We start from the raw sequence: 23620 nt of genomic DNA on the forward strand, positions 1-23620 counted from the left end.
CGCATCCATGGATGTGGGCCTTTTTTATATTTTACGTCATTAGAAAAATTAAAACTTGGCATCAACAGACTGGGCAACCTCGTCGTAGATCGCACCGATGCTTGAATCTGCTTTATACACGGATGGGGAAAAATCCGGCTCCGAAATATGATTATCCGGCGCTCCCAGTGGAATCTGCGCAAGCAGCTCTGTATGAAGACTCTCGGCAAGAGTACCCCCACCGCCCCGGCCAAATACATAATCTTTCTCTCCGCATTTGCTGCATTCATAATAAGCCATGTTCTCAACCACACCAAGCAGCTCATGTTCCGTCTGAATGGCCATGGCACCTGCACGTGCAGCTACAAAAGCAGCGGTTGCATGCGGTGTTGTAACGATGATTTCTTTGCTGTGAGGCAGCATCTGATGTACGTCTAGTGCGACGTCCCCCGTACCCGGAGGCAGATCAAGCAGCATATAATCCAACTCTCCCCAGTTTACATCGGTAAAGAATTGGCGCAACATCCGCCCCAACATAGGTCCACGCCAGATCACCGGGTTATTCTCCCGAATAAAGAATCCCATCGACATGACTTTTACCCCGAAACGCTCAACAGGTTGGATAATTCCGTCCTCAACGACTGGATATTCCTCAATGCCCATCATATCAGGTACACTGAAGCCATATATATCTGCATCAATCAAGCCAACCTTCTTGCCTTGACGTGCCAGAGCCGCAGCCAAGTTAACGGTTACCGTCGATTTGCCGACGCCTCCTTTACCGCTAGCAACAGCAATAAAACGTACGCCGGATTCAGGACTTAACAACTCATGCCCGTCCAGCCCTGCTGCATGGCCTTTGACAAGCACTTCGTCCTCGTCGTCCTCATGATCCGCTTGTCCCATGTTCAGGCTCTCACGCTCATGCTCTGACGCTGCACGCAGACGAATATGTACATCATTCACTCCGTGTTGGGACAACAGGTTGCGCGCGGCATCGCTTAGAGCAGTTGTATCCTCTGTGCGGTTCTCCAGCGTCACCATAGTAAGAGCAACATGATTTTCTTTAACCATGACATCACGGACCCACTGCAGTTCAGTCAAACTTACGCCCAATTGCGGTTCCTGCAATGGCTGCAATAGTTCAAGTATCTGTTCTTTTGATAACATCAGACAGCACCTCAGCTTTATCTATTGGCATGTAATTAGGTATGCTGATCCAATTATATCATTACCTTTCTCGTTGTGACTAACTTTTAGGACGTTCTCCTGACGAATAACGGAGAATTCCATTATAGATGGATGCAGCCACTTTGCGCTGATAGGTTTCATCAGCAAGCAGACGCGCCTCTTCCGGGTGAGAAAGGAAACCCACCTCCACAAGTGCCGAGGGAATTTTTAACGCCTGGAGCAAATAAACGGTATTTACCGTTTTCGCGATTCGATCTGTATTTTCCAGATTACGAATCATTTCTTGCTGAAGCAGGTTGGCTAATCCTTCATTATCGGGATGATTGGGTGTATAAAAAACTTGAGCGCCACTCCAGCGGTTCGAAGGAACACTGTTCATATGAATGCTAATAAAGAGATCTGCCTGCTTATCCTCGATTCTTCTTACCCTTTGTTTCAGATCTTCCGTCTTGCGTTTGGAGTACCCTTTGGTATCTGAAGCAGCCAGATCGGTGTCTATTTCTCGAGTCATCACAACCAGGGCCCCTGCTTGCTGCAGATAATCTCGTACATACAGCGCAATGGATAAATTGATATCTTTCTCAATGACTCCCTGCTTACTCACTGCTCCCCCATCTGGTCCACCATGTCCTGCATCAATGGCAATGACTTTACCCGCTAATGGCAGACCCCAGTAACCAGACATTTTGGAGGAGGGCAACTCATACGTCACTACTGCCACAAACATGGCAAGCAAACAGAGGCTTAACATGACCCTCTTCATGGTGCGTAACCTAATCCAGATCACAAAGTGCTTACCCATATTTTTACGCATAAAAAAACCACCTCGTCCCTATAAATGACTCTAATCATCTATATGGGACAAGATGGACAAATATACCGTTAGGAGCGGACTTGCTCGGCCATTCCTTCAATCAGCACCTCAGCTACCTCAGGCCGCGTAAATTCAGGTGGAGGGCATTGGCCATCTCTTAGCAAGCCACGTACTTTCGTGCCAGACAGTGCCATATGGTGTTCTTTATCATGCGGGCAGGTTTTGCTTGATGCCATGTTTCCACATTTGGTGCAGAAAAAACTATGTTCGAAGAACAAAGGCGTGATACCGAGTTCTTCCGGTGTGAAGTTAGTAAAAATCTCCTGCGCTTCATACGTTCCATAGTAATCACCCACACCTGCATGGTCGCGGCCTACAATAAAGTGAGTACAACCATAATTTTTACGTACCATCGCGTGGAAAATGGCCTCTCTTGGGCCCGCATACCGCATAGCCGCCGGGAATACGCCTAGGAACGCACGATCAGCCGGATAATAGTTCTCCAGCAAAACCAAATAACTCTTCATTCGTACATCGGCAGGCACGTCATCAGACTTCGTTTCGCCTACAAGCGGGTTTAAGAACAAGGCGTCCACAATCTCCATTGCGCTCTTCTGAATGTACTCATGGGCACGATGGACCGGATTACGCGTCTGAAATCCGACAACCGTCTTCCAGCCTTTATCCTGGAACGTTTTCCGTGTCTCAGCAGGATCATAATAGAACTGTTCGAACTTGGCCGGTTTGGGACGATTCAGCACTTGAATTGGACCTCCTACATACGTTGCAGGTCGTTCCAGCAGTTTCTTCACACCCGGGTGCTCTGGATCATCCGTCTTGAAGACACGACGTGCTTCTTCACCCTGATCTACGTTGTACAAGCTCTTCACTTCCAGCAATCCATAGGTTACCCCGTCATTATCGCCAATAAGTGCCACAGTCTCACCGATCTGGAGTGATGCAGCCTGCTCCTCATCTACAGCTAAGGTAATGGGTATACTCCAGACTGTTCCGTCAGCAAGACGCATACGAGATATAACTGAAAGATAGTCTTCTTCATTCATGAAACCTTGAAGCGGTGAGAATGCACCCACACCAATGAGATCCAAATCCGAAATTGTCCAGCTGTTAATACGTATAGAGGAAAGTTTCTCACTCTCTCGTAATAATTGTTCCCGTTCTTCTCCTTGTACGACACGCTGAATCAGCGTACCTCCATGAGGCAGAATCGAAGTCATCTTGTCAGCTCCCTGTTTCACCATTTTTTATATCATCAAGAATGAATTCAGTGCATGTGCATTAAAAAAACCATCACTTACTCTAACTAAATTATTTATGAAGACCACATTCCGTTTTCTCATTCCCAGACCAGCGTCCCGCACGTGGATCTTCTCCTGGCATAACCTGACGTGTGCAATACTCACAACCGATACTCGGGTAATTCTGATCATGAAGTGGGTTGTACACAACATTATTAGAACGAATATAATCCCATACATCCTCTGAAGTCCAGTGCGCGATCGGGTTAAACTTCATGAGTCCAAACTTGGCATCATATTCGACCTTCTTCGTATTTGCACGCGTCGGTGCTTGATCTCTCCGAATACCGGTAATCCATGCATCGTATTGGGATAGAATACGTGTCAGCGGCTCAACCTTCCGAATATTACAACAAGTATTAGGATCCGACTTCCACAATTGTTCTCCATGTTGAGCCGCCTGCTCCTCCGGAGTAATTTTCGGAGCCACACGTACAAAATCAAGATTGTATTTCTCCTTCATTTTGTCACGAGTTTCGTATGTTTCCTTAAAATGAAAATCGGTATCGAGATAAAATATATCCGTGGATGGGCTGATTTTCTGAAGCATATCTACAAGTACAACATCCTCCGCACCGAAGCTGCATGCAAAAGTGATATTTGGAAACGTCTCAATAGCGTAACGAATAATATCCTCTGGACTTGCGTTTTCCAACTCTTCAGCTTTCGTCCGTGCAAGTTCTTCTTTCTCCAACAAGTTCATGTCTGCATTTCCCCCATTCTGCATTTCACAATCACTAAAGCCGACTAATCTAATATGAATTATGTATAGTATAAATCTTTCAATGGGGATGTCAATGCCTGCCATATGGTAAAATACATCAGTTTTACCCCTTTATTTGTTGTTCATTTTGAAAATAATTTGGTGTTAATTACGCATTTAATCGATTTAAGGATAAAATCAACCATGTGTAGCATCATCGATTTTTATTTTATTCTCGACTCGTTGTCATTGAAATCCTTTGCCACTGCTGGGTTTATGGTGCCAATTTGATAAAACGAAGTATAGAATAACTCTATAGAATCGAAGGAATATAGAAAAATGAGAAGGATTTAATAATGAGATAAATGCGGGAATCCTATTCTTCAATTGTAAGGGACCTTTATCAAAACCATAAGAAAAACTGATGAAAATTGAGAATGAAAAATGAATGATTACAACCATTATGATGTTCTAACCTGCAAATTTGATCTTTGTGCTATAGGAGGGTTGCGTTTACTGGAGTATTAGCTGGAGGAAGAAACTTTAACCGATACAGAGGAACCCGAAGCTACTTTGGTGCATCTTCTAAAGTAAAGAACATTTAATACACCTATTGGTCTGTAAAATACAAAAAAGCCTTTGGCCGAGGCCAAAGGCTTGTAATGCATATTAACGTTTGGAGAACTGAGGTGCGCGACGTGCGGCTTTGAGACCGTATTTTTTACGCTCTTTCATCCGTGGGTCACGAGTCAGGAATCCTGCTTTTTTCAGGGAAGCACGGTATTCCGGATCTGCTTTCAACAGAGCGCGGGAGATACCGTGACGGATAGCGCCGGCTTGACCGGAGATTCCGCCACCATGAGCGATAACAAGAACATCATAGTTGCTGAGTGTTTCTGTCAGGTTCAGTGGTTGTTTTACGATCAGTTTGAGTGTTTCCAAACCGAAGTATTCATTAATATCACGTTTATTGATGACAATGCGTCCTTCACCCGGTACAAGGCGAACACGAGCTACCGAATGTTTACGACGACCTGTCCCATAGTATTGTACTTGTGCCATGAAACTGTCCTCCTTTTAATTAACCGCGAAGTTCATAAACTTCTGGTTTTTGTGCTGCATGTGGATGCTCAGTGCCTCTGTACGCTTTAAGTCTCAACTTCATTTTCTCGCCCATGCGAGTTTTAGGAAGCATACCGCGAACAGCCAATTCCAACATACGTTCCGGTTTGTTTTTAACCATCTCTTCAGCAGTAGTTACTTTCAAACCACCTGGGTGCATCGAGTGACGGTAGTATTTTTTACCTTGCATTTTTTTACCAGTCAATACAATTTTCTCTGCATTGATGATAACAACGAAATCGCCAGTGTCCACATGTGGAGTGAATTGTGGCTTATGTTTGCCGCGGATCAAAGCAGCTGCTTCGCTCGCCAAACGTCCGAGCGTTTTGCCTTCGGCATCAATGATGTGCCATTGGCGCTCAACTTCGTTAGGCTTCGCCATGTACGTGGTACGCATGAAAAGTTCCTCCTTAAAATGTTCAACATCATTATATTCATTTATCTTCATTCATTAAGTGATAACTTTAGGTGTTGATGGATAGTTCTTTCGTTGTGACCCTCTTAATTGGGGCTGTGGGAAAGCCATTAAGAAAACACAACTTTTATATTACATGATAGGAGCTTAAATCGCAAGTGTTAATTAAGCATTTCACTTCGCAAATTTAATCTTTTTTGTATTCAAGGTCCCAGAGCATTAAACCGCAGCTAACCGCAGTAGGTCCTGCAGAAGAACGATTACAAGCAGCAATCATATTCGGTACGTCAGAGGCTTTCCGTTTGCCCTCTCCGACCTCCAGCAGTGTACCTACAATAATACGAACCATATGCTGCAAAAAGCCGTTACCACTCACATAGATGTGAATGACACCCTGATCGCGCGGATGGTCCCTACACATTGAACGGTCCACTTCTATCCATGCTTCGTATACCGAACGTACATGATTTTCTTTCTGAGACTTGCGTGAAGCAAAGGAGGTGAAATCATACGTACCAATAAAATGACGCAACCCCTCCTGCATTGCCGCAATGTCCAGCTTGGCATGGTGATGATATTGCAGCCTCCGGTTAAATACATCCGGGAATTGATTCGCATTGACGGTATACCGATACGTTTTCCTTTTCGCAGCATAGCGAGAATGAAAATCGTTTGGTACTTCAACCGCATCAATAACGATAATATCGGATGGTAATCTGGAGTTGAGCGCCATACACCATCGTTCAATCGGGATCTGGGATTCCGTAGGGAAATTGAAGATCTGTCTGCGCGCGTGAACGCCTGCATCCGTTCTGCCTGAACCCGTAATTTTAACCTTCTCACCGGTTAAAGCACGAATGGCATCTTCAAGATGATCCTGAATGGTATTCCCTCCTGGCTGAACCTGAAAGCCGTAATAGGCAGTGCCATCATAAGTTAACGTCATACACAAGTTGCGCATCAATACCACACCTTTGTTCCATACTATACATGTGCCTATCCCGAACAGCAAAAGAAGCCCCTTTCGGAGCTTCTATTACAGCACGAATTCCGAAATGAAGAGAAAAAAAGGGTTAATCCAGAATCAGTGATTCTGTCCCCTTTCCTCATCTCATCTGTTTTACGCGCGGTCAACCAGTTCCAAGTAAACCATAGGCGCAGCGTCACCACGACGAGGTCCCAGTTTCAGAATACGAGTGTATCCACCTGGACGCTCAGCGTAACGACCGGACAATTCGCTAAACAGTTTTTGGATTGCATCTTGCTCACCATCGATTGTTTCGCGGCGAACATAAGCTGCCACTTGGCGACGGGCATGAAGATCTCCCTTTTTCGCTTTAGTGATCAGTTTTTCAGCAATAGAGCGAACCTCTTTTGCTTTCGCTTCAGTTGTCTGAATGCGTTCGTATAAGAACAGGTCGGTTACCAGGTCACGGAACAAAGCTTTACGTGCGCTGGAATTACGGCCCAACTTTTGGTATGCCATTGTTTTCCCTCCTTCACTTCAAGCACTCGGCTGTCTATTCTTCTGTACGGAGTCCCAAACCAAGTTCCTCAAGCTTCTCTTGAACTTCTTCCAAAGACTTGCGTCCGAGGTTACGGACTTTCATCATGTCTTCTTCCGTTTTCGTAGTCAGCTCTTGTACGGTATTAATACCGGCACGTTTGAGGCAGTTGTAGGAACGAACAGAGAGATCCAGCTCTTCGATCGTCATTTCGAGTACTTTTTCTTTTTTGTCTTCTTCTTTTTCGACCATAATCTCTGCATCTTTCGCTTCGTCTGTAAGACCCACGAAGAGCATCAGATGCTCGGTCAAAATTTTAGCGCCAAGGCTTACAGCCTCTTCAGGACGAATACTTCCGTCAGTCCAAACTTCCAACGTGAGCTTGTCATAGTTGGTTACTTGGCCGACACGCGTATTTTCCACAGCGTAGTTAACGCGACTGATCGGGGTGAAGATGGAATCGACTGGGATGACGCCGATCGGCTGGTCATCGCGTTTATTCCGATCTGCCTGGACGTAGCCGCGACCGCGATTGGCAAAAATACGCATGTGAAGTCTCGAACCTGGTCCGAGCGTAGCAATGTGCAAATCCGGGTTAAGGATTTCCACATCGGAGTCAGCACGGATATCTCCAGCCGTAATTGCTCCTTCGCCTTCAGCATCAATCTCGAGCACTTTCTCCTCATCAGAGTGAATTTTAAGCGACAAAGCTTTCAGGTTAAGAATGACCTCCGTAACATCTTCCATTACGCCAGGAACTGTAGCAAATTCATGCAGAACGCCATCGATTTGAACCGAAGACACTGCCGCACCCGGCAGTGACGAGAGCAAGATTCGGCGAAGCGAGTTTCCAAGCGTCGTACCGTATCCGCGCTCCAGCGGTTCTACTACGAATTTCCCATAGGTGCCATCATCGTTGACGTCTACCGTCTCAATTTTCGGCTTTTCGATTTCAATCACTGCAATACCCCTCCTTCAAAACGTCGGTCCTCTATGAAACATTTACCTTCTCTTGCGAAAACATGTAGTAGTATGCCTAAACAACCATTATTAGCAGATTGTGCCGGAAATATACCACACGCAGGGGCAAATCTCATTAGACACGACGACGTTTTGGAGGACGGCATCCGTTATGCGGGACTGGAGTTACGTCTTTGATCAGGTTAACTTCAAGACCAGCAGCTTGCAAAGAGCGGATCGCTGCTTCACGGCCTGCGCCTGGTCCTTTAACCATAACCTCAACGGCTTTCATCCCATGTTCCATTGCAGCTTTGGCAGCAGTCTCAGCAGCCATTTGTGCAGCAAACGGAGTCGATTTACGGGAACCTCTGAATCCGAGGCCGCCGGAGCTTGCCCACGAAATTGCGTTTCCGTGAGGGTCCGTAATGGTAACGATAGTGTTATTGAACGTGGAGCGGATATGTGCCACGCCAGATTCAATATTTTTACGGTCACGACGTTTAGTACGTACGACTTTTTTCGGTTTAGCCATTTTCTCTTATCCCCCCTTATTATTTCTTCTTGTTCGCTACAGTACGACGAGGACCTTTACGAGTACGAGCATTCGTTTTCGTACGTTGCCCACGAACAGGCAGACCACGACGATGACGAACTCCACGGTAACAACCGATCTCCGTCAAACGTTTAATATTCAAAGAGATTTCACGACGCAGGTCACCTTCTACTTTGACCTCTTTGTCGATACTTTCACGCAATTTGCTGACTTCATCTTCCGTCAAATCACGGACACGAGTGTCCCGATTGATGCCTGTTGTGCTCAGAATTTTCTGGGAAGTCGTTTTACCGATTCCGAAAATATAAGTCAAGGCGATCTCAACGCGCTTATCACGTGGCAAATCCACACCAGCTATACGTGCCATTTTACGCTACACCCCCTTCTTTAACCTTGTTTTTGTTTGTGTTTCGGATTTTCACAGATAACCATAACATTCCCTTTGCGGCGAATGACTTTGCACTTTTCGCAAATCGGCTTGACCGAAGGTCTTACCTTCATGTGAATTACCTCCTCAAAGTTTTGCTAAGCAAAACCCTCTTCGTAAGCATTGACCTTGTTCTACTATTGTAAAACCGGCTTCGAAGCTTTCGCAAGTTTTGCCGGGCAAAACCCGCTTCATAAGCTTCACAGTTCATTGCAACTGTCTACTACTATTTACGGTAAGTTATACGACCTTTTGTCAAATCATAAGGTGATAACTGAACAACCACTTTGTCTCCAGTCAGGATACGGATAAAGTGCATCCGCAACTTGCCGGAAACGTGAGCGAGAATTTGATGACCGTTCTCAAGCTCAACCTTGAACGTTGCATTCGGTAGCGGTTCGAGAACCGTACCTTCCACTTCAATGACATCTTCCTTGGCCATTAGTCAGTCTCCTTTCTCTTCAGCTTGAATGTTGGTGGATTCCAGAAACGAATGAACCGCATAGCGGAGCTTTCCGTTTGTCACCCGACCACTCTCGTTTAAACTGTTTACAACCTCGCCGCTAATCATCGGCTGGAGTTCAAGATGAAGAATGTTCTTCTTCTTGGGTTGATCAAACTTACGTTTGTCCCCATCCGCAATATATACGAACTTACTGTCCGCTATAGCAACAATTACTGCGGCTTGGTCCGCATTGCGGCCTTTACGGATCTTCACAAGTTGACCGAGCTGCGGATTAGACTGATTGTTCATGCCTTATCACCTACGCATTCAGTTTTGTGAAAATTTCCATGCCTTCATGTGTAACTGCTACGGTGTGTTCAAAGTGGGCGCATAACGATCCATCAACAGTGACGACAGTCCAGTTATCTTCCAACGTTTTCACATACCGTCTACCTGCGTTAACCATCGGCTCTATGGCCAGCACCATGCCCGCTTTAAGCCGTGGTCCCCGATCAGGAAGACCATAGTTCGGAATCTGTGGTTCTTCGTGCAGATCCGCTCCTATACCGTGACCGACATATTCACGTACTACCGAGAACCCTTCATCTTCAATATATTTCTGAATCGCATGAGATATTGTAAACAAGCGAACGTCCGGTTTTACCAGCGCCAGACCTGCGTATAACGAAGCCTCGGTAACGTCCAGAAGACGACGGGCTTCTTCGGAAATACGGCCGACTGGATAAGTCCAGGCGGAATCTCCGTGATAACCCTGGTACTGCGCGCCAATGTCAAACGTAACGATATCGCCCTCGTTCAACTTTCGTTTGCCGGGAAATCCATGCACCAACTCTTCATTCACTGAAGCGCACACACTGGCAGGGAAACCGTTATAACCTTTGAAAGACGGCACAGCTCCTTGACTGCGGATGTATTGATCGGCCATATGGTCAAGTTCTCCAGTCGTAATACCGGGAGCGATATGCTCTGCCAAGAGACGATGCGTTTCCGCAACAATTCTCCCTGCTTCCCTCATCAAGCCCAGTTCCGTTTCGGACTTACCAATGATCATTCAATTAACCTCGCAGCAGGGACACGATTTCATGAGAAACTTGATCGATATCCTGCTCTCCGTCCATTTGACGAAGAAGGCCTTTGTTCTCATAAAATGTGAGGAGTGGTGCTGTTTTGTTGATATATTCGTCGAGACGTGTGCCTACGCTCTCTTCATTATCATCAGAGCGCTGGTACAAGTCACCGCCGCATTTATCACAAATACCTTCCTGCTTGGGTGGATTGAACACGACATGATATGTGGCGCCACAGTTCTTACAAATGCGACGACCCGTCAAACGGGCGAGCAATTTGTTGCGGTCCACTTTCAGGTTGATTACATGATCGAGACCTGAGTTCAGTCGATCCAGAATGCCATCGAGCGCTTCTGCTTGAGACAGGGTTCTTGGAAATCCATCCAAGAGGAATCCTTCTCTGCAATCAGGCTGCTGCAAACGTTCTTCAACAATGCCGATGGTTACATCATCTGGTACGAGCAATCCTTGATCCATATATTCCTTGGCTTTCAGGCCAATGGGAGTTCCCTGCTTAATCGCGAGACGAAATGCATCGCCTGTTGAAATGTGGGGAATACCGAACTCTTTCACAATGACGTCTGCTTGCGTTCCTTTTCCTGCCCCCGGAGGGCCCATGAATAGGATGTTCACGTTATGTCACTCCCTCCAAGACTACCCTACATCAACAAACAGCACAATAGGTGCCGGCAAGTAAATCTTAGCTTGACCGGTACCTATTGCCTATTTATTGATAAAACCTTTGTAGTGGCGTTTGATCAATTGGCTTTCGATTTGCTTCATCGTATCCAGCGCAACACCGATAACGATCAGGAGAGAAGTTCCTCCAATTTGCGCTGATTGAGGCAAACCAGAAAGTGCCCCCAAGATTACAGGCAGAACGGAAATTACTGCCAAGAAGATGGCACCTGCCGTTGTCAAACGAGTCATGACACGGGTCAGATATTTCTCGGTTGCTTTACCCGGACGAATGCCTGGGATGTAACCGCCGTTCTTTTTCATGTTGTCAGCCATCTGCTGTGGATTCATCTGTACAAAAGTATAGAAGAATGTGAACCCGAAAATCATCACTACATAGAGTAACATACCCAGAGGTTTGTGAGTAGTGAGATTGGCTCCGATCCACTGTGCCCATGTACGATCAGCCCAGAAGTTTGCGATGATCGATGGGAACATCAACAGAGATGAAGCAAAGATGACAGGGATAACACCTGCTGCATTAATCTTCAGCGGGATATGTGTGTTCTGTCCACCGTACATTTTGTTACCTACGACACGTTTAGCGTACTGTACAGGAATTTTCCGAATCGCCTGCTGGATGTAAATGACACCTATGATAATCAGCACAATAACAATTGCGACGATTACCCCTTTAAGAATGTTCATGAACAGTTGATCAGCTTGGATGAAGTCGGATTCGATCGTTTGTTTGATAATATTAGGTACCGTTGATAGGATACCCGCAAAGATCAAAATCGAAATCCCGTTTCCTATGCCCTTCTCGGTGATCTGCTCACCAAGCCACATTAGGAATGAAGTACCGGCCGTAAGTACAATTGCGATCAAGATATAATCTGCAAATGTTGCGTTAGGCACCATTTCTGTATTGTACAAGCGGTTGAATCCGATCGACGTACCAAACGCTTGAATCAATGCCAGACCTACCGTTAAATAACGGGTCAGTTGTGCAGATTTCTTCTTACCTTGTTCACCCTGCTTTGCCCACTCCGCTAATTTAGGAATAACGTCCATGGAAAGCAGCTGCACTATGATAGACGCAGTGATGTAAGGCACGATCCCGAGCGCAAATATCGAGAACTGAAAGAGCGCTCCACCCGAGAACGTATTGAGAAGTCCAAAAACTTCTTTACCCGCAGAATTTGTCGCTTCGAAAACCTCTTTATTAACCCCAGGTACTGGAACGAAGGATCCGATGCGGTAAATGATCAGTACAAAAAGGGTAAATAATACCCTTTTGCGCAGATCTTCAACCCGCCAGATATTCTTTAGGGTCTTGAACATTAAATCACCTCGGTTTTACCGCCGGCAGCTTCAATTTTCTCCACCGCAGATTGAGAAAACTTGTTAGCTTTAACAGTTAACTTCACAGTGACTTCACCGTTACCCAGAATTTTGATTCCGGATTTAGCGTTTTTAACTACGCCAGTCGTCATCAAGAATTCTGGAGTTACTTCAGTACCCGCAGCAAAACTGTTCAGGTCTTCAGTATTCACAACCGCATATTCTTTGCGAGTTGGGTTTACGAAACCGCGTTTTGGCAAGCGACGATACAATGGATTTTGTCCACCTTCGAAGCCCGGACGAACACCACCGCCGGAACGAGCGTTTTGTCCTTTGTGACCGCGACCTGATGTTTTACCAGTACCACTACTTGGACCGCGACCAAGACGTTTACGTTCTTTGCGGGATCCAGGAGATGGTGAAAGCTCATGTAACTTCATCGTTCGTTGCACCTCCTTAAAGATTTGTGGGATTAACCCTTTTTTAAGCTTCTACTTCTTTAACAGCTACCAAGTGGCTTACTTTGTTAATCATACCACGAATGGCAGGATTGTCGTTTTGAACCACTTTGCTGTTGATTTTGCGCAAGCCCAATGTTTTCACAGTTGTTCTTTGCGTCTCCGGACGTCCGATCAAGCTGCGGACGAGGGTAATTTCTAATTTAGCCATGAGATTCCCTCCTTAACCCAGAAGCTCTTCGACGGATTTGCCGCGCAGTTTAGCCACGTCTTCAGCACGTTTCAAACGGGACAAACCTTCCAAAGTCGCATTGACCATGTTCATGGAATTCGAAGAACCCAGAGATTTTGTCAAAATGTCACCTACACCAGCAAGTTCGAGAACCGCACGTACAGGACCACCAGCGATAACACCAGTACCTTCAGATGCTGGTTTCAACAGAACGCGTCCTGCGCCGAACTTACCTGTTACCAAGTGAGGAATCGATGTTCCTACGAGTGGAACGTGTACAAGGTTTTTCTTAGCGTCTTCAATACCTTTGCGAATTGCATCAGGTACTTCGCCCGCTTTACCGATACCAGCTCCAACCCAGCCGTTGCCGTCGCCGACTACAACCAGTGCACTAAAGCTGAAACGGCGTCCGCCTTTTACTACTTTAGCTACGCGATTAATATTTACAACTCTTTCAGTCAGTTCCAAAGTATTCGGATCTACACGCAAGTCGTTAACCTCCTTTTGAAAAATATCTTAAAACTCAAGTCCTGCTTCACGAGCCGCTGTAGCCAATGCTGCGATACGACCATGGTACAGATAACCGCTACGGTCAAATACGATGTTTGAAACGCCTTTGTCTTTCGCACGCTTAGCAACGAGTTCGCCGACTTTACGAGCAGATTCAACAGATGCGCCATTTTGGATGTCGCCGCTCAATTCTTTGTCTACAGTAGACGCGGAAGCGATCGTAACACCAGCTACATCATCGATGATTTGAGCATACATATGTTTACCAGAACGGAATACGTTCAAACGAGGACGTGCTGCCGTTCCTTGGATTTTCTTACGAACACGCAGGTGTCTTTTCAGACGTGCCTTGTTTTTATCTGTTTTCGTAATCATCTCAGGGATTCACTCCTTTCAGGTTACCTCGCTGGCTTCAAACCGGAAGCCACGGGGTATATTAGAAACACAAGAAGCAAGCAAGCCGAAAACCGCGCAAAGGCGGCAAGAAAAATCTTATTTCTTCTTACCGGCTTTACCTTCCTTACGGATGATACGCTCGCCTTCATATTTAATACCTTTACCTTTGTACGGCTCAGGTTCACGAACGGAACGGATTTTAGCAGCGTAAGCACCTACACGCTCTTTATCGATTCCGCGAACGATGATTTTCGTATTCGAAGGAACTTCGAATTCGATTCCCGCTTCCGGTGTAATTTCAACCGGGTGAGAGTAGCCAACGTTCAGAACGATTTTATCTCCGGATTTGCTTGCACGATATCCGACCCCAACCAGCTCCAGAGATTTTGCGAATCCTTCAGTAACACCACTCACCATGTTGTTTACAACGCTACGCGTTGTGCCGTGCAAAGAACGGTGAGTTTTGTTATCGGAAGGACGCACAACTGTAATTTCGTTGTTTTCAACTGTTACCTTCATATCTTTATGAAGTTCACGAGTCAAAGATCCTTTTGGTCCTTTTACCGTAATAACGGTGTTGTCCAGTGTGATGTCCACACCACTTGGTACTGTAATTGGTTTGCGACCAATACGAGACATATGTTGCACCTCCTATCTTGTGACGTTATATTACCATACGTAGCAGACGACTTCTCCGCCGGATTTTGATTGACGAGCTTCTTTGTCCGTCATGATACCTTTGGATGTCGAGATGATAGCGATACCCAGACCACCAAGTACACGAGGTACTTCGTTGCTTTTCGTGTAAACACGAAGACCAGGTTTACTGATTCTTTTCAGACCAGTAATAACACGCTCGTTATTTTGACCGTATTTCAGAAAAACACGGATAATCCCTTGTTTGTTATCATCGATAACTTCAGCGTCACGGATGAAACCTTCACGCTTCAGGATATCGGCGATTTGTTTTTTCATTGTCGAAGCAGGCATTTCTACCGTTTCGTGACGAACTGTGTTCGCGTTACGAATACGAGTAAGCATATCTGCAATTGGATCAGACATAGTCATTGTGAGTTAACCTCCTTCCCGTTCAGGACTTTTTACCAGCTTGCTTTTTTCACGCCAGGGATCTGGCCTTTATAAGCTAATTCACGGAAGCAAATTCTGCAAATTTTGAACTTTTGCAGGACCGAATGTGGACGTCCGCAACGCTCACAGCGTGTATAAGCACGTACTTTAAACTTTGGTGTACGTTGTTGTTTAACTTTCATCGAAGTTTTTGCCACTTAGCCTGACACCTCCTAAATAATTTCGGAGAAAAGGGAGTCTTTCCAGACACCCGGAAACGTTATAGCAACATTATTTTACGAAAGGCATTCCGAGTTGCGTGAGCAATTCACGGGATTCTTCGTCTGTTTTCGCCGTTGTTACGATGACAATATCCATACCGCGGACTTTGTCTACTTTATCATACTCGATCTCTGGGAAGATCAATTGTTCTTTCAGACCCAGTGTGTAGTTACCACGTCCGTCGAAAGCTTTACTCGATACACCGCGGAAGTCGCGGACACGAGGAAGCGTAACGTTGAGCAGTTTATCGAGGAAGAAGTACATGCGCTCGCCGCGCAATGTTACTTTCACACCGATAGGCATGTTCTCACGCAGTTTGAAACCTGCGATAGATTTTTTAGCACGAGTGATTACAGGTTTTTGACCTGCGATCAATTGCAAATCGTTTACTGCGGAATCCAACACTTTGGAGTTTTGGACAGCGTCGCCCACACCCATGTTGATAACGATTTTCTCGATTTTCGGCACTTGCATTACCGTTGTATAGTTAAACTTCTGCATCAAAGCAGGAGCAATTTCGTTCAGGTAACGTTCTTTCATTCTTGCTGCCATGAATCATAGACCTCCTTTCTCATTCGGTTCAATTAGTCGATAATTTCTCCGGAACGTTTAGCAACGCGCACTTTCTTTCCGTTATCCAACACTTTGTAACCTACACGGGTTACTTTTCCGCTCTTTGGATCGATGTGCATTACGTTGGAAACGTGAATCGGAGCTTCCTTCTCGATAATGCCGCCTTGCGGATTTTGCTGGTTAGGCTTCTGGTGTTTTTTAATCATGTTAACACCTTCCACAAGGACGCGGTTCTCACGAGGATAAGCAGCGATGACACGGCCTTTTTTACCTTTGTCTTTACCGCTGATCACCATAACTGTATCTTCTTTTTTAACATGAAGTTTATTGTTATGGGATTCCAGAACTTTTTTCACTCTTGGCATTTCGTACACCTCCTGTTTCTAACATCACGAGATTAAGCTTTAGATAACTTCTGGGGCCAAGGAAACGATTTTCATGAAGTCTTTCTCGCGAAGTTCACGAGCAACAGGTCCGAAAATACGTGTTCCACGCGGGCTTCTGTCGTCTTTTACAACAACCGCTGCATTTTCATCAAAACCGATGTAGGAACCGTCTTTACGACGTACAGAACGCTTCGTACGAACGACAACCGCTCTAACTACATCACCTTTTTTGACAACGCCGCCTGGTGTTGCTTGTTTTACAGAACAAACGATCAGATCACCGATTTGAGCTGTACGACGTCCCGTACCGCCGAGTACGCGGATACACATCAGTTCCTTCGCACCGGAGTTGTCAGCCACAGTCAAACGTGTAAATGGTTGAATCATTTAGTATTCCTCCTTTCAGCTATGCTGCTGATGCATTAGATGATAACCGCTTTTTCTACGATTTCAGTAAGTCTCCAGCGTTTATCTTTCGAAAGCGGACGAGTCTCCATGATTTTCACCGTGTCACCGATTTTCGCAGTGTTTTCTTCGTCATGCGCTTTGAATTTTTTAGTAACCTTAATGCGTTTATGGTACAAGTTGTGTTTTTTGTAAGTTTCTACAGCAACAACAATCGTTTTGTCCATTTTATCGCTGACCACTTTACCGGTTTGCACTTTACGTGCGTTACGTTCTTCGCTCATTGTTGGCCTCCTTCCTGATTACGGACGGATTATACATCCGATCCCTAATTAACCGATTCCCAATTCTCTTTCACGGATAATGGTTTTAGCACGAGCTATTTCTTTCCGCACATCACGGATTCGAGTCGGGTTATCCAGCTGACCGGTAGCGAGTTGAAAGCGGAGGTTAAAGAGTTCTTCTTTAAATCCGGCAATCTTTTGCTCGATTTCAGCAGAGGTTAGGTTGCGAAATTCACTAGCTTTCATTTGCTTCACCACCCAATTCTTCACGTTTCACAAACTTCGTTTTGATTGGCAGTTTATGAGCGGCAAGACGCATTGCTTCACGAGCAACATCCTCCGGTACACCAGCAAGTTCAAACATGATCTTACCTGGTTTCACAACTGCAACCCATTTTTCTACGTTACCTTTACCGCTACCCATCCGAACCTCGAGAGGCTTTTGAGTGATTGGTTTGTCTGGGAAGATCTTGATCCAAACTTTACCACCACGTTTGATGTAACGAGTCATCGCAATACGAGCCGCTTCGATTTGACGGTTCGTAATCCAAGCCGGTTCCGTAGCTTGCAGACCATATTCACCAAAGTTCAGCGTAGTTCCGCCTTTAGCTTGGCCCTTCATATGTCCACGTTGTTGCTTACGGTGTTTTACACGTTTTGGTACCAACATGATTAGTTGCCTCCTTCCTTAGCAGCTTGTTTCTTAGCCGTAGGAAGAACCTCTCCACGATAGATCCATACTTTCACGCCGATACGGCCGTAAGTAGTATGAGCCTCTGCTGTACCGTAGTCGATGTCGGCACGAAGCGTGTGCAGTGGAACAGTTCCTTCGCTGTAGCCTTCCGAACGAGCAATCTCAGCACCGCCAAGACGTCCGCCCACTTGAGTTTTAATACCTTTTGCACCAGAGCGCATTGTTCTTTGAATAGCTTGTTTCAGAGCACGACGGAAAGAAACACGACGTTCCAATTGTTGTGCGATGCTTTCAGCTACCAGGATTGCGTCCAGGTCTTGGTTCTTAATTTCAGAAATGTTGATGTGTACTTTTTTACCGCCTGCGATTTTCGTAATTTGATTACGCAGATTTTCAACTTCCGAACCACCCTTACCGATAACCATACCTGGTTTCGCAGTGTGAATCGTTACGTTTACGCGGTTAGCCGCTCTCTCGATTTCAACACGAGACATAGCGGAGTCTTTCAATTTATTTTTCAGGAATTCACGAATTTTCACGTCTTCCATCAAAAGATCGCCGAAGTCTTTACCTGCATACCACTTAGATTCCCAGTCACGGATAATTCCGACACGGAGTCCGACTGGATTTACCTTTTGGCCCACACATTTCCCCTCCTTCTACTTTTCAGATACCACCAAAGTGATGTGGCTAGTACGTTTGTTAATACGACTTGCACGTCCCATTGCACGAGGGCGGAAACGTTTCATTGTCGGTCCTTGGTTCACGTAAGCTTGCGAGATAACCAAGTTATTAACATCCAAAGAATAGTTATGTTCCGCATTCGCAATAGCGGAATTAAGCAACTTCTCAACGATAGGAGAAGCAGATTTCGGAGTGTGACGGAGAATGGCAACCGCCTCACCTACTTGCTTGCCGCGAATCAAGTCAACAACGAGTTGAACTTTACGAGGAGCAATCCGGATAAACTTAGCATGTGCTTTTGCTTCCATTGTGTAACCTCCTCTCAAACATTAAAGATATTCATTTATCTTCTTGTTTTCTTATCATCATCAGTATGGCCTTTGTACGTACGGGTTGGAGCGAACTCACCCAATTTGTGTCCGACCATGTCCTCAGTTACGTATACTGGTACGTGTTTACGACCGTCATATACGCCAAATGTGTGTCCGATGAATTGCGGGAAAATTGTAGAACGACGGGACCAGGTTTTAATAACAAGCTTTTTACCGGATGCTTCCATGTCTTCTACCTTTTTCAGCATGTAGCCATCAATGAATGGCCCTTTTTTCAAACTGCGACCCATGTGGAGATCCTCCCTTCAAACGTAGCTATTATGCATCCGCAGATGCCTCACGAAGTTATGCACAATGTGTATTACTTCGTGCGGCGGCGAATGATGTATTTATCAGAAGCTTTATTTTTCTTGCGCGTTTTGTAACCAAGAGTAGGTTTACCCCATGGTGACATTGGCGATTTACGTCCGATTGGAGCACGACCTTCACCACCACCGTGTGGGTGATCGTTAGGGTTCATTACTACACCACGAACTTCAGGACGTTTACCCAACCAACGGCTACGACCGGCTTTACCGATTTTGATGAGCTCGTGGTCTTGGTTACCAACAGATCCAATTGTTGCGCGGCAAACTTTCAAAATACGACGAACTTCTCCGGAAGAGAGACGAACAGAAACGTATTTTTCTTCTTTACCAAGCAATTGAGCTTCTGTACCAGCAGCACGAACCAATTGTCCGCCTTTACCTGGTTTCAACTCAATGTTGTGGATAACAGTACCTACTGGAATATTTTCGAGTGGCAATGCGTTTCCGATTTTGATGTCTGATTCAGGTCCGGAGAATACTTGATCTCCAACTTTCAAACCTTTAGGAGCGATGATATAACGTTTTTCACCATCAGCATAGTGAATCAGAGCGATGTTAGATGTACGGTTCGGGTCATACTCAATCGTAGCAACGCGGCCCGGTATTCCATCTTTAGTACGTTTGAAGTCGATGATACGGTATTTACGTTTGTGTCCACCACCATGGTGACGAACTGTAATTTTACCTTGGTTGTTGCGGCCTGCTTGTTTGCTCAATGGGGCCAACAACGATTTCTCCGGCTGATCTGTGGTGATTTCCTCAAATGTAGAAACGGACATGTTCCGTCTTGCCGGGGATGTTGGTTTATACTTTTTGATTGGCACTGGGTTTCCCTCCTTACTTCAAAAATTCAATTATACAGTTTCAAAGAACTCAAGCGTTTTGCTGTCTTGTGTCAGCGTTACAAACGCTTTTTTCCATTCGCTAGTATATCCGGAATAACGTCCGTACCGTTTTGGCTTAGCTGGAACACGAAGCGTGTTCACGTTTTTCACTTTTACGTTGAAAATAGCTTCCACGGCTTTCTTGATCTCGGTTTTGTTTGCACGGATATCGACTTCAAATACATATTTCAAGTCATTCATCATGTCAGCAGTACGTTCCGTAATAATCGGACGTTTTACAATATCACGAGGATCCTTCATTACGCGAGCACCTCCTCTACCTTCTGAACTGCTTCTTTCGTAATGATCAGTTTGTCGTGCGAAAGCACGTCAAGAACATTAATGCCGTCAGCAGCTACGAATTTCACGCCTGGAATATTCCGCGCGGAAAGAGCCACATTATCATCATAGCTAGGAGCTACGATCAAAGCTTTGCGTCCAACTTTCAAGTTATTCAAGATGGCTGCAAATTCTTTCGTTTTAGGTGAGCTCAGCGTGAGAGCGTCCAGAACGATAATGTCATTGTCGATCACTTTGGATGAAAGAGCTGATTTGATCGCCAAACGGCGAACTTTCTTAGGCAGTTTATACGCATAGCTCCGTGGTGTTGGACCAAATACGATACCGCCGCCTTTCCATTGTGGTGAACGAATTGAACCTTGACGAGCGCGACCTGTACCTTTTTGTTTCCAAGGCTTACGTCCACCGCCACGTACTTCAGAACGTCCTTTTACTTTGTGGGTACCTTGACGAAGGGAAGCGCGTTGCATAAGAACTGCATCGTACAGAACGTGTTGGTTCGGCTCAATTCCGAAAACCGCATCGTTCAATTCAACTTCGCCTACTTGGCTACCATCTACATTGTAAACTGATACTTTTGGCATTTTGTGTTCCTCCTTTCTTCAGTGGTTATTTTTTCACTGTTTCTTTAACTTTAATGAGACTGTTTTTCGGTCCAGGAATGGAACCTTTCACGAGCAACACATTACGTTCAGCGTCTACTTTAACTACTTCAAGACGTTGGATTGTAACAGTATCATGTCCCATGTGTCCTGGCAGGCGTTTGCCTTTAGGAACGCGGTTAGCTTGGATCGAACCCATTGAACCAGGGCCACGGTGGTAACGCGAACCGTGTGACATAGGTCCAGTGCTTTGTCCCCAACGTTTGATAACGCCGGCAAAACCTTTACCTTTAGAAATACCCGTTACGTCAACGAATTCGCCTTCAGCGAAAATGTCAGCTTTCAGTTCTTGGCCAACTTCATATTCTGCGATGTTGATACCGCGAACTTCACGAACGTAGCGCTTAGGGGCAGTGTTCGCTTTTTTAGCGTGACCTGCTTCTGGCTTGTTAGCATTTTTCTCTTTCTTATCGGAATAACCGATTTGAATTGCTTCGTAGCCATCATTCTCAATGTCTTTCTTTTGCAAAACAACACAAGGGCCTGCTTCGATAACCGTTACTGGTACAACGTTACCCTCAGGTGTAAATACTTGAGTCATTCCGAGTTTTTTTCCTAAGATTGCTTTCATGTTGACACCTCTTTTCCTTTATACATGGTCTTTGTTGTAGCTTGTATTACAATTTAATTTCGATATCTACACCGGACGGCAGATCCAAGCGCATCAAGGCATCCACAGTTTGTGGAGTCGGGTTAACGATGTCGATCAAACGCTTATGTGTGCGTTGTTCGAATTGTTCCCGAGAATCCTTGTACTTGTGCACCGCACGAAGAATAGTAATGATTTGTTTTTCAGTAGGAAGCGGAATCGGACCGGATACACCTGCACCCGAACGTTTTGCTGTTTCAACAATTTTCTCCGCGGATTGATCAAGAATTCTGTGGTCGTAAGCTTTCAAACGAATACGAATTTTTTGCTTTGCCATTTTAGTCCCTCCTTCTATCGCCCAATTTTTTATCGGACATACTCCGTGAAAATTTTCTAGCCACTGTCCCATGGCAAAGGGGCCGGGTGTGCCAGTAACCTCTCACATCATCGCAACGTCACAGAACAACATTCATTATTATATAGAAAAGATGGGCGTATTGCAAGCATATTTAAGAAAAACATTTAAACTTATCTTTTCTGATGAAATGACTTCGTTTAGTGCAGTGTTTATCTTCAATATTCATGCTGCCTTACCAATCCATCTACATTCGTAAATGATGTTCATTTCGTATGACGCAGGTTCCGAAACTATTACATAATAAAAGAGTTCTTTATCCGATGTCGGATAAAGAACTCTTCCGAAGCTTCGTTACAATACAATGTTACTCGTTCCAGTACACTGTTGCATATGCTTTATTCAGCGTTAAGCCGAATTATTTTTGGATCGATGCTACGGAACCTGCACCTACTGTACGTCCGCCTTCACGAATGGAGAACTTAGTTCCTTCTTCAATCGCGATTGGGGAGATCAAGGAAACAGTAACCGTGATGTTATCACCAGGCATTACCATTTCAGTACCTTCAGGCAAGTTGATGATGCCTGTTACGTCAGTTGTACGGAAGTAGAACTGTGGACGGTATCCAGTGAAGAAAGGCTTGTGACGGCCACCCTCTTCTTTAGTCAAAACGTAGATTTGTGCAGTAAATTCTGTGTGTGGCTTAACAGAACCTGGTTTTGCCAAAACTTGTCCACGCTCGATTTGAGTACGATCAACACCACGCAGCAATGCGCCGATGTTGTCACCCGCTTGAGCGGAATCCAGCAATTTACGGAACATTTCAACGCCCGTAACTACGGATTTTTTAGTTTCTTCAGTAATACCAACGATTTCGATCTCTTCGCCGACTTTAACAGTACCACGCTCTACACGACCTGTAGCAACAGTACCACGACCAGTGATGGAGAATACGTCCTCGACAGGCATCAAGAAAGGTTTGTCAGTTTGACGCTCAGGCAATGGGATGTACGTATCGATCTCTTTGAACATCTCAACGATTTTTTGAGCCCACTCACCATCAGGGTTTTGCAGAGCTTCACGAGCGGATCCACGAGTGATTGGAGTATCATCACCTGGGAACTCATATTCATTAAGAAGGTCGCGAACTTCCATCTCAACCAATTCCAACAACTCTTCGTCTTCAACCATGTCACATTTGTTCAAGAAAACAACAATGTAAGGTACGCCTACTTGACGGGAGAGCAAGATGTGCTCACGAGTTTGTGGCATTGGGCCGTCAGCTGCGGATACTACCAAGATAGCTCCGTCCATTTGTGCCGCGCCAGTGATCATGTTTTTAACATAGTCGGCGTGACCTGGGCAGTCTACGTGAGCGTAGTGACGAGTATCAGTTTCATACTCAACGTGTGATGTTGAGATTGTGATACCGCGCTCGCGCTCTTCTGGAGCTTTATCGATTTGATCGAATGCAATTGCTGCGCCACCGTAAGTTTTAGACAATACAGTAGTGATTGCAGCAGTCAGAGTTGTTTTACCATGGTCAACGTGACCGATAGTACCAATGTTAACGTGGGGTTTATTACGTTCGTATTTAGCCTTTGCCATTTGAAC

Annotated in this window: 39 protein-coding genes; all 39 read right to left on the bottom strand. The window is 45.3% G+C overall.

Going from position 1 to position 23620, the window contains the following annotated elements; all coding sequences use genetic code 11:
- Nucleotides 1-48: 48 nt before the first annotated feature.
- The 39 genes from ACDJ58_RS26355 to tuf all read right to left on the bottom strand — a co-directional run bounded on the left by ACDJ58_RS26355 (nt 49) and on the right by tuf (nt 23614).
- Nucleotides 49-1149: a P-loop NTPase gene (locus tag ACDJ58_RS26355; RefSeq protein ID WP_413373779.1), complete on the bottom strand. Its 1101-nt coding sequence runs from the start codon at nt 1147-1149 to the stop codon at nt 49-51.
- Between the two features lie 79 nt (nt 1150-1228).
- Nucleotides 1229-1984: an N-acetylmuramoyl-L-alanine amidase CwlD gene (gene cwlD / locus ACDJ58_RS26360; protein ID WP_091001954.1), complete on the bottom strand. Its 756-nt coding sequence runs from the start codon at nt 1982-1984 to the stop codon at nt 1229-1231.
- A gap of 68 nt (nt 1985-2052) precedes the next feature.
- The gene (gene sat, locus ACDJ58_RS26365) at nt 2053-3222 is read right to left on the bottom strand and encodes a sulfate adenylyltransferase (RefSeq protein WP_413373781.1); all 1170 of its coding nucleotides are present in this window, start codon (nt 3220-3222) and stop codon (nt 2053-2055) included.
- A 91-nt stretch (nt 3223-3313) separates the two neighbouring features.
- Nucleotides 3314-4006, bottom strand: coding sequence for a phosphoadenylyl-sulfate reductase (locus tag ACDJ58_RS26370; protein WP_413373783.1), 693 nt, complete (start codon nt 4004-4006; stop codon nt 3314-3316).
- Nucleotides 4007-4675: 669 nt separating this feature from the next.
- Complete coding sequence (rpsI, locus tag ACDJ58_RS26375; RefSeq protein ID WP_024633563.1) at nt 4676-5068, bottom strand: 30S ribosomal protein S9; 393 nt, start codon at nt 5066-5068, stop codon at nt 4676-4678.
- Nucleotides 5069-5087: 19 nt separating this feature from the next.
- The gene (gene rplM, locus ACDJ58_RS26380; RefSeq protein WP_024633564.1) at nt 5088-5525 is read right to left on the bottom strand and encodes a 50S ribosomal protein L13; all 438 of its coding nucleotides are present in this window, start codon (nt 5523-5525) and stop codon (nt 5088-5090) included.
- 205 nt (nt 5526-5730) lie between these two features.
- A complete protein-coding gene (gene truA / locus ACDJ58_RS26385; RefSeq protein ID WP_413373785.1) occupies nt 5731-6504 on the bottom strand; it encodes a tRNA pseudouridine(38-40) synthase TruA in 774 nt (257 codons plus the stop codon).
- A 159-nt stretch (nt 6505-6663) separates the two neighbouring features.
- Nucleotides 6664-7029, bottom strand: coding sequence for a 50S ribosomal protein L17 (gene rplQ, locus ACDJ58_RS26390; RefSeq protein WP_017692102.1), 366 nt, complete (start codon nt 7027-7029; stop codon nt 6664-6666).
- A 34-nt stretch (nt 7030-7063) separates the two neighbouring features.
- Entirely contained in the window at nt 7064-8008 is a 945-nt protein-coding gene (locus ACDJ58_RS26395) for a DNA-directed RNA polymerase subunit alpha (RefSeq protein ID WP_017692101.1), read from the bottom strand.
- Between the two features lie 136 nt (nt 8009-8144).
- Complete coding sequence (rpsK, locus tag ACDJ58_RS26400) at nt 8145-8540, bottom strand: 30S ribosomal protein S11 (protein ID WP_017692100.1); 396 nt, start codon at nt 8538-8540, stop codon at nt 8145-8147.
- Nucleotides 8541-8559: 19 nt separating this feature from the next.
- Nucleotides 8560-8928, bottom strand: a complete 369-nt coding sequence (gene rpsM / locus ACDJ58_RS26405; RefSeq protein WP_053779200.1) for a 30S ribosomal protein S13 — start codon at nt 8926-8928, stop codon at nt 8560-8562.
- 20 nt (nt 8929-8948) lie between these two features.
- On the bottom strand, nt 8949-9062 hold the full coding sequence (rpmJ, locus tag ACDJ58_RS26410; RefSeq protein ID WP_003333770.1) for a 50S ribosomal protein L36: 114 nt from the start codon (nt 9060-9062) through the stop codon (nt 8949-8951).
- 152 nt (nt 9063-9214) lie between these two features.
- Nucleotides 9215-9430: a translation initiation factor IF-1 gene (infA, locus tag ACDJ58_RS26415; RefSeq protein WP_017692098.1), complete on the bottom strand. Its 216-nt coding sequence runs from the start codon at nt 9428-9430 to the stop codon at nt 9215-9217.
- Between the two features lie 3 nt (nt 9431-9433).
- A complete protein-coding gene (locus tag ACDJ58_RS26420; protein WP_413373788.1) occupies nt 9434-9742 on the bottom strand; it encodes a hypothetical protein in 309 nt (102 codons plus the stop codon).
- A 10-nt stretch (nt 9743-9752) separates the two neighbouring features.
- Nucleotides 9753-10505, bottom strand: a complete 753-nt coding sequence (gene map / locus ACDJ58_RS26425; protein ID WP_053779202.1) for a type I methionyl aminopeptidase — start codon at nt 10503-10505, stop codon at nt 9753-9755.
- A gap of 4 nt (nt 10506-10509) precedes the next feature.
- Complete coding sequence (locus tag ACDJ58_RS26430) at nt 10510-11154, bottom strand: adenylate kinase (protein WP_024633570.1); 645 nt, start codon at nt 11152-11154, stop codon at nt 10510-10512.
- A gap of 90 nt (nt 11155-11244) precedes the next feature.
- The gene (gene secY / locus ACDJ58_RS26435; protein ID WP_285080657.1) at nt 11245-12543 is read right to left on the bottom strand and encodes a preprotein translocase subunit SecY; all 1299 of its coding nucleotides are present in this window, start codon (nt 12541-12543) and stop codon (nt 11245-11247) included.
- Nucleotides 12543-12983, bottom strand: coding sequence for a 50S ribosomal protein L15 (gene rplO / locus ACDJ58_RS26440; protein WP_413373789.1), 441 nt, complete (start codon nt 12981-12983; stop codon nt 12543-12545). Before rplO ends, secY begins: the two co-directional genes overlap by 1 nt.
- A 43-nt stretch (nt 12984-13026) precedes the next feature.
- Nucleotides 13027-13212, bottom strand: a complete 186-nt coding sequence (gene rpmD, locus ACDJ58_RS26445) for a 50S ribosomal protein L30 (RefSeq protein ID WP_017692092.1) — start codon at nt 13210-13212, stop codon at nt 13027-13029.
- 12 nt (nt 13213-13224) lie between these two features.
- Nucleotides 13225-13722 carry a 30S ribosomal protein S5 gene (gene rpsE / locus ACDJ58_RS26450; RefSeq protein WP_017692091.1) on the bottom strand — a complete coding sequence of 166 codons (498 nt, stop codon included), beginning with the start codon at nt 13720-13722 and terminating at the stop codon, nt 13225-13227.
- A gap of 27 nt (nt 13723-13749) precedes the next feature.
- A complete protein-coding gene (gene rplR, locus ACDJ58_RS26455) occupies nt 13750-14118 on the bottom strand; it encodes a 50S ribosomal protein L18 (RefSeq protein WP_379449595.1) in 369 nt (122 codons plus the stop codon).
- 117 nt (nt 14119-14235) lie between these two features.
- A complete protein-coding gene (gene rplF, locus ACDJ58_RS26460) occupies nt 14236-14778 on the bottom strand; it encodes a 50S ribosomal protein L6 (protein ID WP_024633576.1) in 543 nt (180 codons plus the stop codon).
- A 30-nt stretch (nt 14779-14808) separates the two neighbouring features.
- Entirely contained in the window at nt 14809-15207 is a 399-nt protein-coding gene (gene rpsH, locus ACDJ58_RS26465) for a 30S ribosomal protein S8 (RefSeq protein WP_017692088.1), read from the bottom strand.
- A gap of 32 nt (nt 15208-15239) precedes the next feature.
- Nucleotides 15240-15425 carry a type Z 30S ribosomal protein S14 gene (locus tag ACDJ58_RS26470; protein WP_013312154.1) on the bottom strand — a complete coding sequence of 62 codons (186 nt, stop codon included), beginning with the start codon at nt 15423-15425 and terminating at the stop codon, nt 15240-15242.
- 73 nt (nt 15426-15498) lie between these two features.
- On the bottom strand, nt 15499-16041 hold the full coding sequence (gene rplE, locus ACDJ58_RS26475) for a 50S ribosomal protein L5 (RefSeq protein ID WP_024633577.1): 543 nt from the start codon (nt 16039-16041) through the stop codon (nt 15499-15501).
- Nucleotides 16042-16073: 32 nt separating this feature from the next.
- Nucleotides 16074-16427, bottom strand: a complete 354-nt coding sequence (gene rplX, locus ACDJ58_RS26480) for a 50S ribosomal protein L24 (RefSeq protein WP_024633578.1) — start codon at nt 16425-16427, stop codon at nt 16074-16076.
- A 39-nt stretch (nt 16428-16466) separates the two neighbouring features.
- Nucleotides 16467-16835: a 50S ribosomal protein L14 gene (rplN, locus tag ACDJ58_RS26485; RefSeq protein ID WP_024633579.1), complete on the bottom strand. Its 369-nt coding sequence runs from the start codon at nt 16833-16835 to the stop codon at nt 16467-16469.
- A 35-nt stretch (nt 16836-16870) separates the two neighbouring features.
- Nucleotides 16871-17137, bottom strand: a complete 267-nt coding sequence (gene rpsQ, locus ACDJ58_RS26490; protein ID WP_017692084.1) for a 30S ribosomal protein S17 — start codon at nt 17135-17137, stop codon at nt 16871-16873.
- Nucleotides 17138-17185: 48 nt separating this feature from the next.
- Nucleotides 17186-17383 (bottom strand): 50S ribosomal protein L29, encoded by a 198-nt coding sequence (gene rpmC, locus ACDJ58_RS26495; RefSeq protein WP_017692083.1) that lies wholly within the window; start codon nt 17381-17383, stop codon nt 17186-17188.
- Nucleotides 17373-17807 carry a 50S ribosomal protein L16 gene (gene rplP / locus ACDJ58_RS26500; protein WP_024633581.1) on the bottom strand — a complete coding sequence of 145 codons (435 nt, stop codon included), beginning with the start codon at nt 17805-17807 and terminating at the stop codon, nt 17373-17375. The genes rpmC and rplP overlap by 11 nt, the downstream gene beginning before the upstream one ends.
- Before the next feature lie 2 nt (nt 17808-17809).
- A complete protein-coding gene (gene rpsC / locus ACDJ58_RS26505; protein WP_024633582.1) occupies nt 17810-18475 on the bottom strand; it encodes a 30S ribosomal protein S3 in 666 nt (221 codons plus the stop codon).
- A 15-nt stretch (nt 18476-18490) separates the two neighbouring features.
- The gene (rplV, locus tag ACDJ58_RS26510) at nt 18491-18823 is read right to left on the bottom strand and encodes a 50S ribosomal protein L22 (RefSeq protein WP_024633583.1); all 333 of its coding nucleotides are present in this window, start codon (nt 18821-18823) and stop codon (nt 18491-18493) included.
- A 35-nt stretch (nt 18824-18858) separates the two neighbouring features.
- Nucleotides 18859-19137, bottom strand: a complete 279-nt coding sequence (gene rpsS, locus ACDJ58_RS26515) for a 30S ribosomal protein S19 (protein ID WP_053779207.1) — start codon at nt 19135-19137, stop codon at nt 18859-18861.
- A 71-nt stretch (nt 19138-19208) separates the two neighbouring features.
- On the bottom strand, nt 19209-20039 hold the full coding sequence (gene rplB / locus ACDJ58_RS26520) for a 50S ribosomal protein L2 (RefSeq protein ID WP_024633585.1): 831 nt from the start codon (nt 20037-20039) through the stop codon (nt 19209-19211).
- Between the two features lie 30 nt (nt 20040-20069).
- Nucleotides 20070-20360, bottom strand: coding sequence for a 50S ribosomal protein L23 (rplW, locus tag ACDJ58_RS26525; protein WP_024633586.1), 291 nt, complete (start codon nt 20358-20360; stop codon nt 20070-20072).
- Entirely contained in the window at nt 20360-20983 is a 624-nt protein-coding gene (rplD, locus tag ACDJ58_RS26530; RefSeq protein WP_063567425.1) for a 50S ribosomal protein L4, read from the bottom strand. Before rplD ends, rplW begins: the two co-directional genes overlap by 1 nt.
- A 25-nt stretch (nt 20984-21008) precedes the next feature.
- Nucleotides 21009-21632 (bottom strand): 50S ribosomal protein L3, encoded by a 624-nt coding sequence (rplC, locus tag ACDJ58_RS26535; RefSeq protein ID WP_024633587.1) that lies wholly within the window; start codon nt 21630-21632, stop codon nt 21009-21011.
- 46 nt (nt 21633-21678) lie between these two features.
- On the bottom strand, nt 21679-21987 hold the full coding sequence (rpsJ, locus tag ACDJ58_RS26540) for a 30S ribosomal protein S10 (protein ID WP_017692074.1): 309 nt from the start codon (nt 21985-21987) through the stop codon (nt 21679-21681).
- 436 nt (nt 21988-22423) lie between these two features.
- The gene (gene tuf, locus ACDJ58_RS26545) at nt 22424-23614 is read right to left on the bottom strand and encodes an elongation factor Tu (RefSeq protein ID WP_024633588.1); all 1191 of its coding nucleotides are present in this window, start codon (nt 23612-23614) and stop codon (nt 22424-22426) included.
- Nucleotides 23615-23620 lie beyond the last annotated feature (6 nt).

Source organism: Paenibacillus taichungensis, from assembly GCF_047302525.1.
GTDB classification, from domain to species: domain Bacteria; phylum Bacillota; class Bacilli; order Paenibacillales; family Paenibacillaceae; genus Paenibacillus; species Paenibacillus taichungensis_B.

Excerpts from the sequence above, each read along its gene's own strand:
- ACDJ58_RS26355 (WP_413373779.1), bottom strand. The coding sequence starts at position 1,149 with ATGTTATCAAAAGAACAGATACTTGAACTATTGCAGCCATTGCAGGAA.
- cwlD (WP_091001954.1), bottom strand. The coding sequence starts at position 1,984 with ATGCGTAAAAATATGGGTAAGCACTTTGTGATCTGGATTAGGTTACGC.
- sat (WP_413373781.1), bottom strand. The coding sequence starts at position 3,222 with ATGACTTCGATTCTGCCTCATGGAGGTACGCTGATTCAGCGTGTCGTA.
- ACDJ58_RS26370 (WP_413373783.1), bottom strand. The coding sequence starts at position 4,006 with ATGAACTTGTTGGAGAAAGAAGAACTTGCACGGACGAAAGCTGAAGAG.
- rpsI (WP_024633563.1), bottom strand. The coding sequence starts at position 5,068 with ATGGCACAAGTACAATACTATGGGACAGGTCGTCGTAAACATTCGGTA.
- rplM (WP_024633564.1), bottom strand. The coding sequence starts at position 5,525 with ATGCGTACCACGTACATGGCGAAGCCTAACGAAGTTGAGCGCCAATGG.
- truA (WP_413373785.1), bottom strand. The coding sequence starts at position 6,504 with ATGCGCAACTTGTGTATGACGTTAACTTATGATGGCACTGCCTATTAC.
- rplQ (WP_017692102.1), bottom strand. The coding sequence starts at position 7,029 with ATGGCATACCAAAAGTTGGGCCGTAATTCCAGCGCACGTAAAGCTTTG.
- rpsK (WP_017692100.1), bottom strand. The coding sequence starts at position 8,540 with ATGGCTAAACCGAAAAAAGTCGTACGTACTAAACGTCGTGACCGTAAA.
- rpsM (WP_053779200.1), bottom strand. The coding sequence starts at position 8,928 with ATGGCACGTATAGCTGGTGTGGATTTGCCACGTGATAAGCGCGTTGAG.
- rpmJ (WP_003333770.1), bottom strand. The coding sequence starts at position 9,062 with ATGAAGGTAAGACCTTCGGTCAAGCCGATTTGCGAAAAGTGCAAAGTC.
- infA (WP_017692098.1), bottom strand. The coding sequence starts at position 9,430 with ATGGCCAAGGAAGATGTCATTGAAGTGGAAGGTACGGTTCTCGAACCG.
- ACDJ58_RS26420 (WP_413373788.1), bottom strand. The coding sequence starts at position 9,742 with ATGAACAATCAGTCTAATCCGCAGCTCGGTCAACTTGTGAAGATCCGT.
- map (WP_053779202.1), bottom strand. The coding sequence starts at position 10,505 with ATGATCATTGGTAAGTCCGAAACGGAACTGGGCTTGATGAGGGAAGCA.
- secY (WP_285080657.1), bottom strand. The coding sequence starts at position 12,543 with ATGTTCAAGACCCTAAAGAATATCTGGCGGGTTGAAGATCTGCGCAAA.
- rplO (WP_413373789.1), bottom strand. The coding sequence starts at position 12,983 with ATGAAGTTACATGAGCTTTCACCATCTCCTGGATCCCGCAAAGAACGT.
- rpmD (WP_017692092.1), bottom strand. The coding sequence starts at position 13,212 with ATGGCTAAATTAGAAATTACCCTCGTCCGCAGCTTGATCGGACGTCCG.
- rplR (WP_379449595.1), bottom strand. The coding sequence starts at position 14,118 with ATGATTACGAAAACAGATAAAAACAAGGCACGTCTGAAAAGACACCTG.
- rplF (WP_024633576.1), bottom strand. The coding sequence starts at position 14,778 with ATGTCTCGTATTGGTCGCAAACCAATTACAGTACCAAGTGGTGTGGAC.
- rpsH (WP_017692088.1), bottom strand. The coding sequence starts at position 15,207 with ATGACTATGTCTGATCCAATTGCAGATATGCTTACTCGTATTCGTAAC.
- rplE (WP_024633577.1), bottom strand. The coding sequence starts at position 16,041 with ATGGCAGCAAGAATGAAAGAACGTTACCTGAACGAAATTGCTCCTGCT.
- rplX (WP_024633578.1), bottom strand. The coding sequence starts at position 16,427 with ATGCCAAGAGTGAAAAAAGTTCTGGAATCCCATAACAATAAACTTCAT.
- rplN (WP_024633579.1), bottom strand. The coding sequence starts at position 16,835 with ATGATTCAACCATTTACACGTTTGACTGTGGCTGACAACTCCGGTGCG.
- rpsQ (WP_017692084.1), bottom strand. The coding sequence starts at position 17,137 with ATGAGCGAAGAACGTAACGCACGTAAAGTGCAAACCGGTAAAGTGGTC.
- rpmC (WP_017692083.1), bottom strand. The coding sequence starts at position 17,383 with ATGAAAGCTAGTGAATTTCGCAACCTAACCTCTGCTGAAATCGAGCAA.
- rplP (WP_024633581.1), bottom strand. The coding sequence starts at position 17,807 with ATGTTGGTACCAAAACGTGTAAAACACCGTAAGCAACAACGTGGACAT.
- rplV (WP_024633583.1), bottom strand. The coding sequence starts at position 18,823 with ATGGAAGCAAAAGCACATGCTAAGTTTATCCGGATTGCTCCTCGTAAA.
- rpsS (WP_053779207.1), bottom strand. The coding sequence starts at position 19,137 with ATGGGTCGCAGTTTGAAAAAAGGGCCATTCATTGATGGCTACATGCTG.
- rplW (WP_024633586.1), bottom strand. The coding sequence starts at position 20,360 with ATGAAGGATCCTCGTGATATTGTAAAACGTCCGATTATTACGGAACGT.
- rplD (WP_063567425.1), bottom strand. The coding sequence starts at position 20,983 with ATGCCAAAAGTATCAGTTTACAATGTAGATGGTAGCCAAGTAGGCGAA.
- rplC (WP_024633587.1), bottom strand. The coding sequence starts at position 21,632 with ATGAAAGCAATCTTAGGAAAAAAACTCGGAATGACTCAAGTATTTACA.
- rpsJ (WP_017692074.1), bottom strand. The coding sequence starts at position 21,987 with ATGGCAAAGCAAAAAATTCGTATTCGTTTGAAAGCTTACGACCACAGA.
- tuf (WP_024633588.1), bottom strand. The coding sequence starts at position 23,614 with ATGGCAAAGGCTAAATACGAACGTAATAAACCCCACGTTAACATTGGT.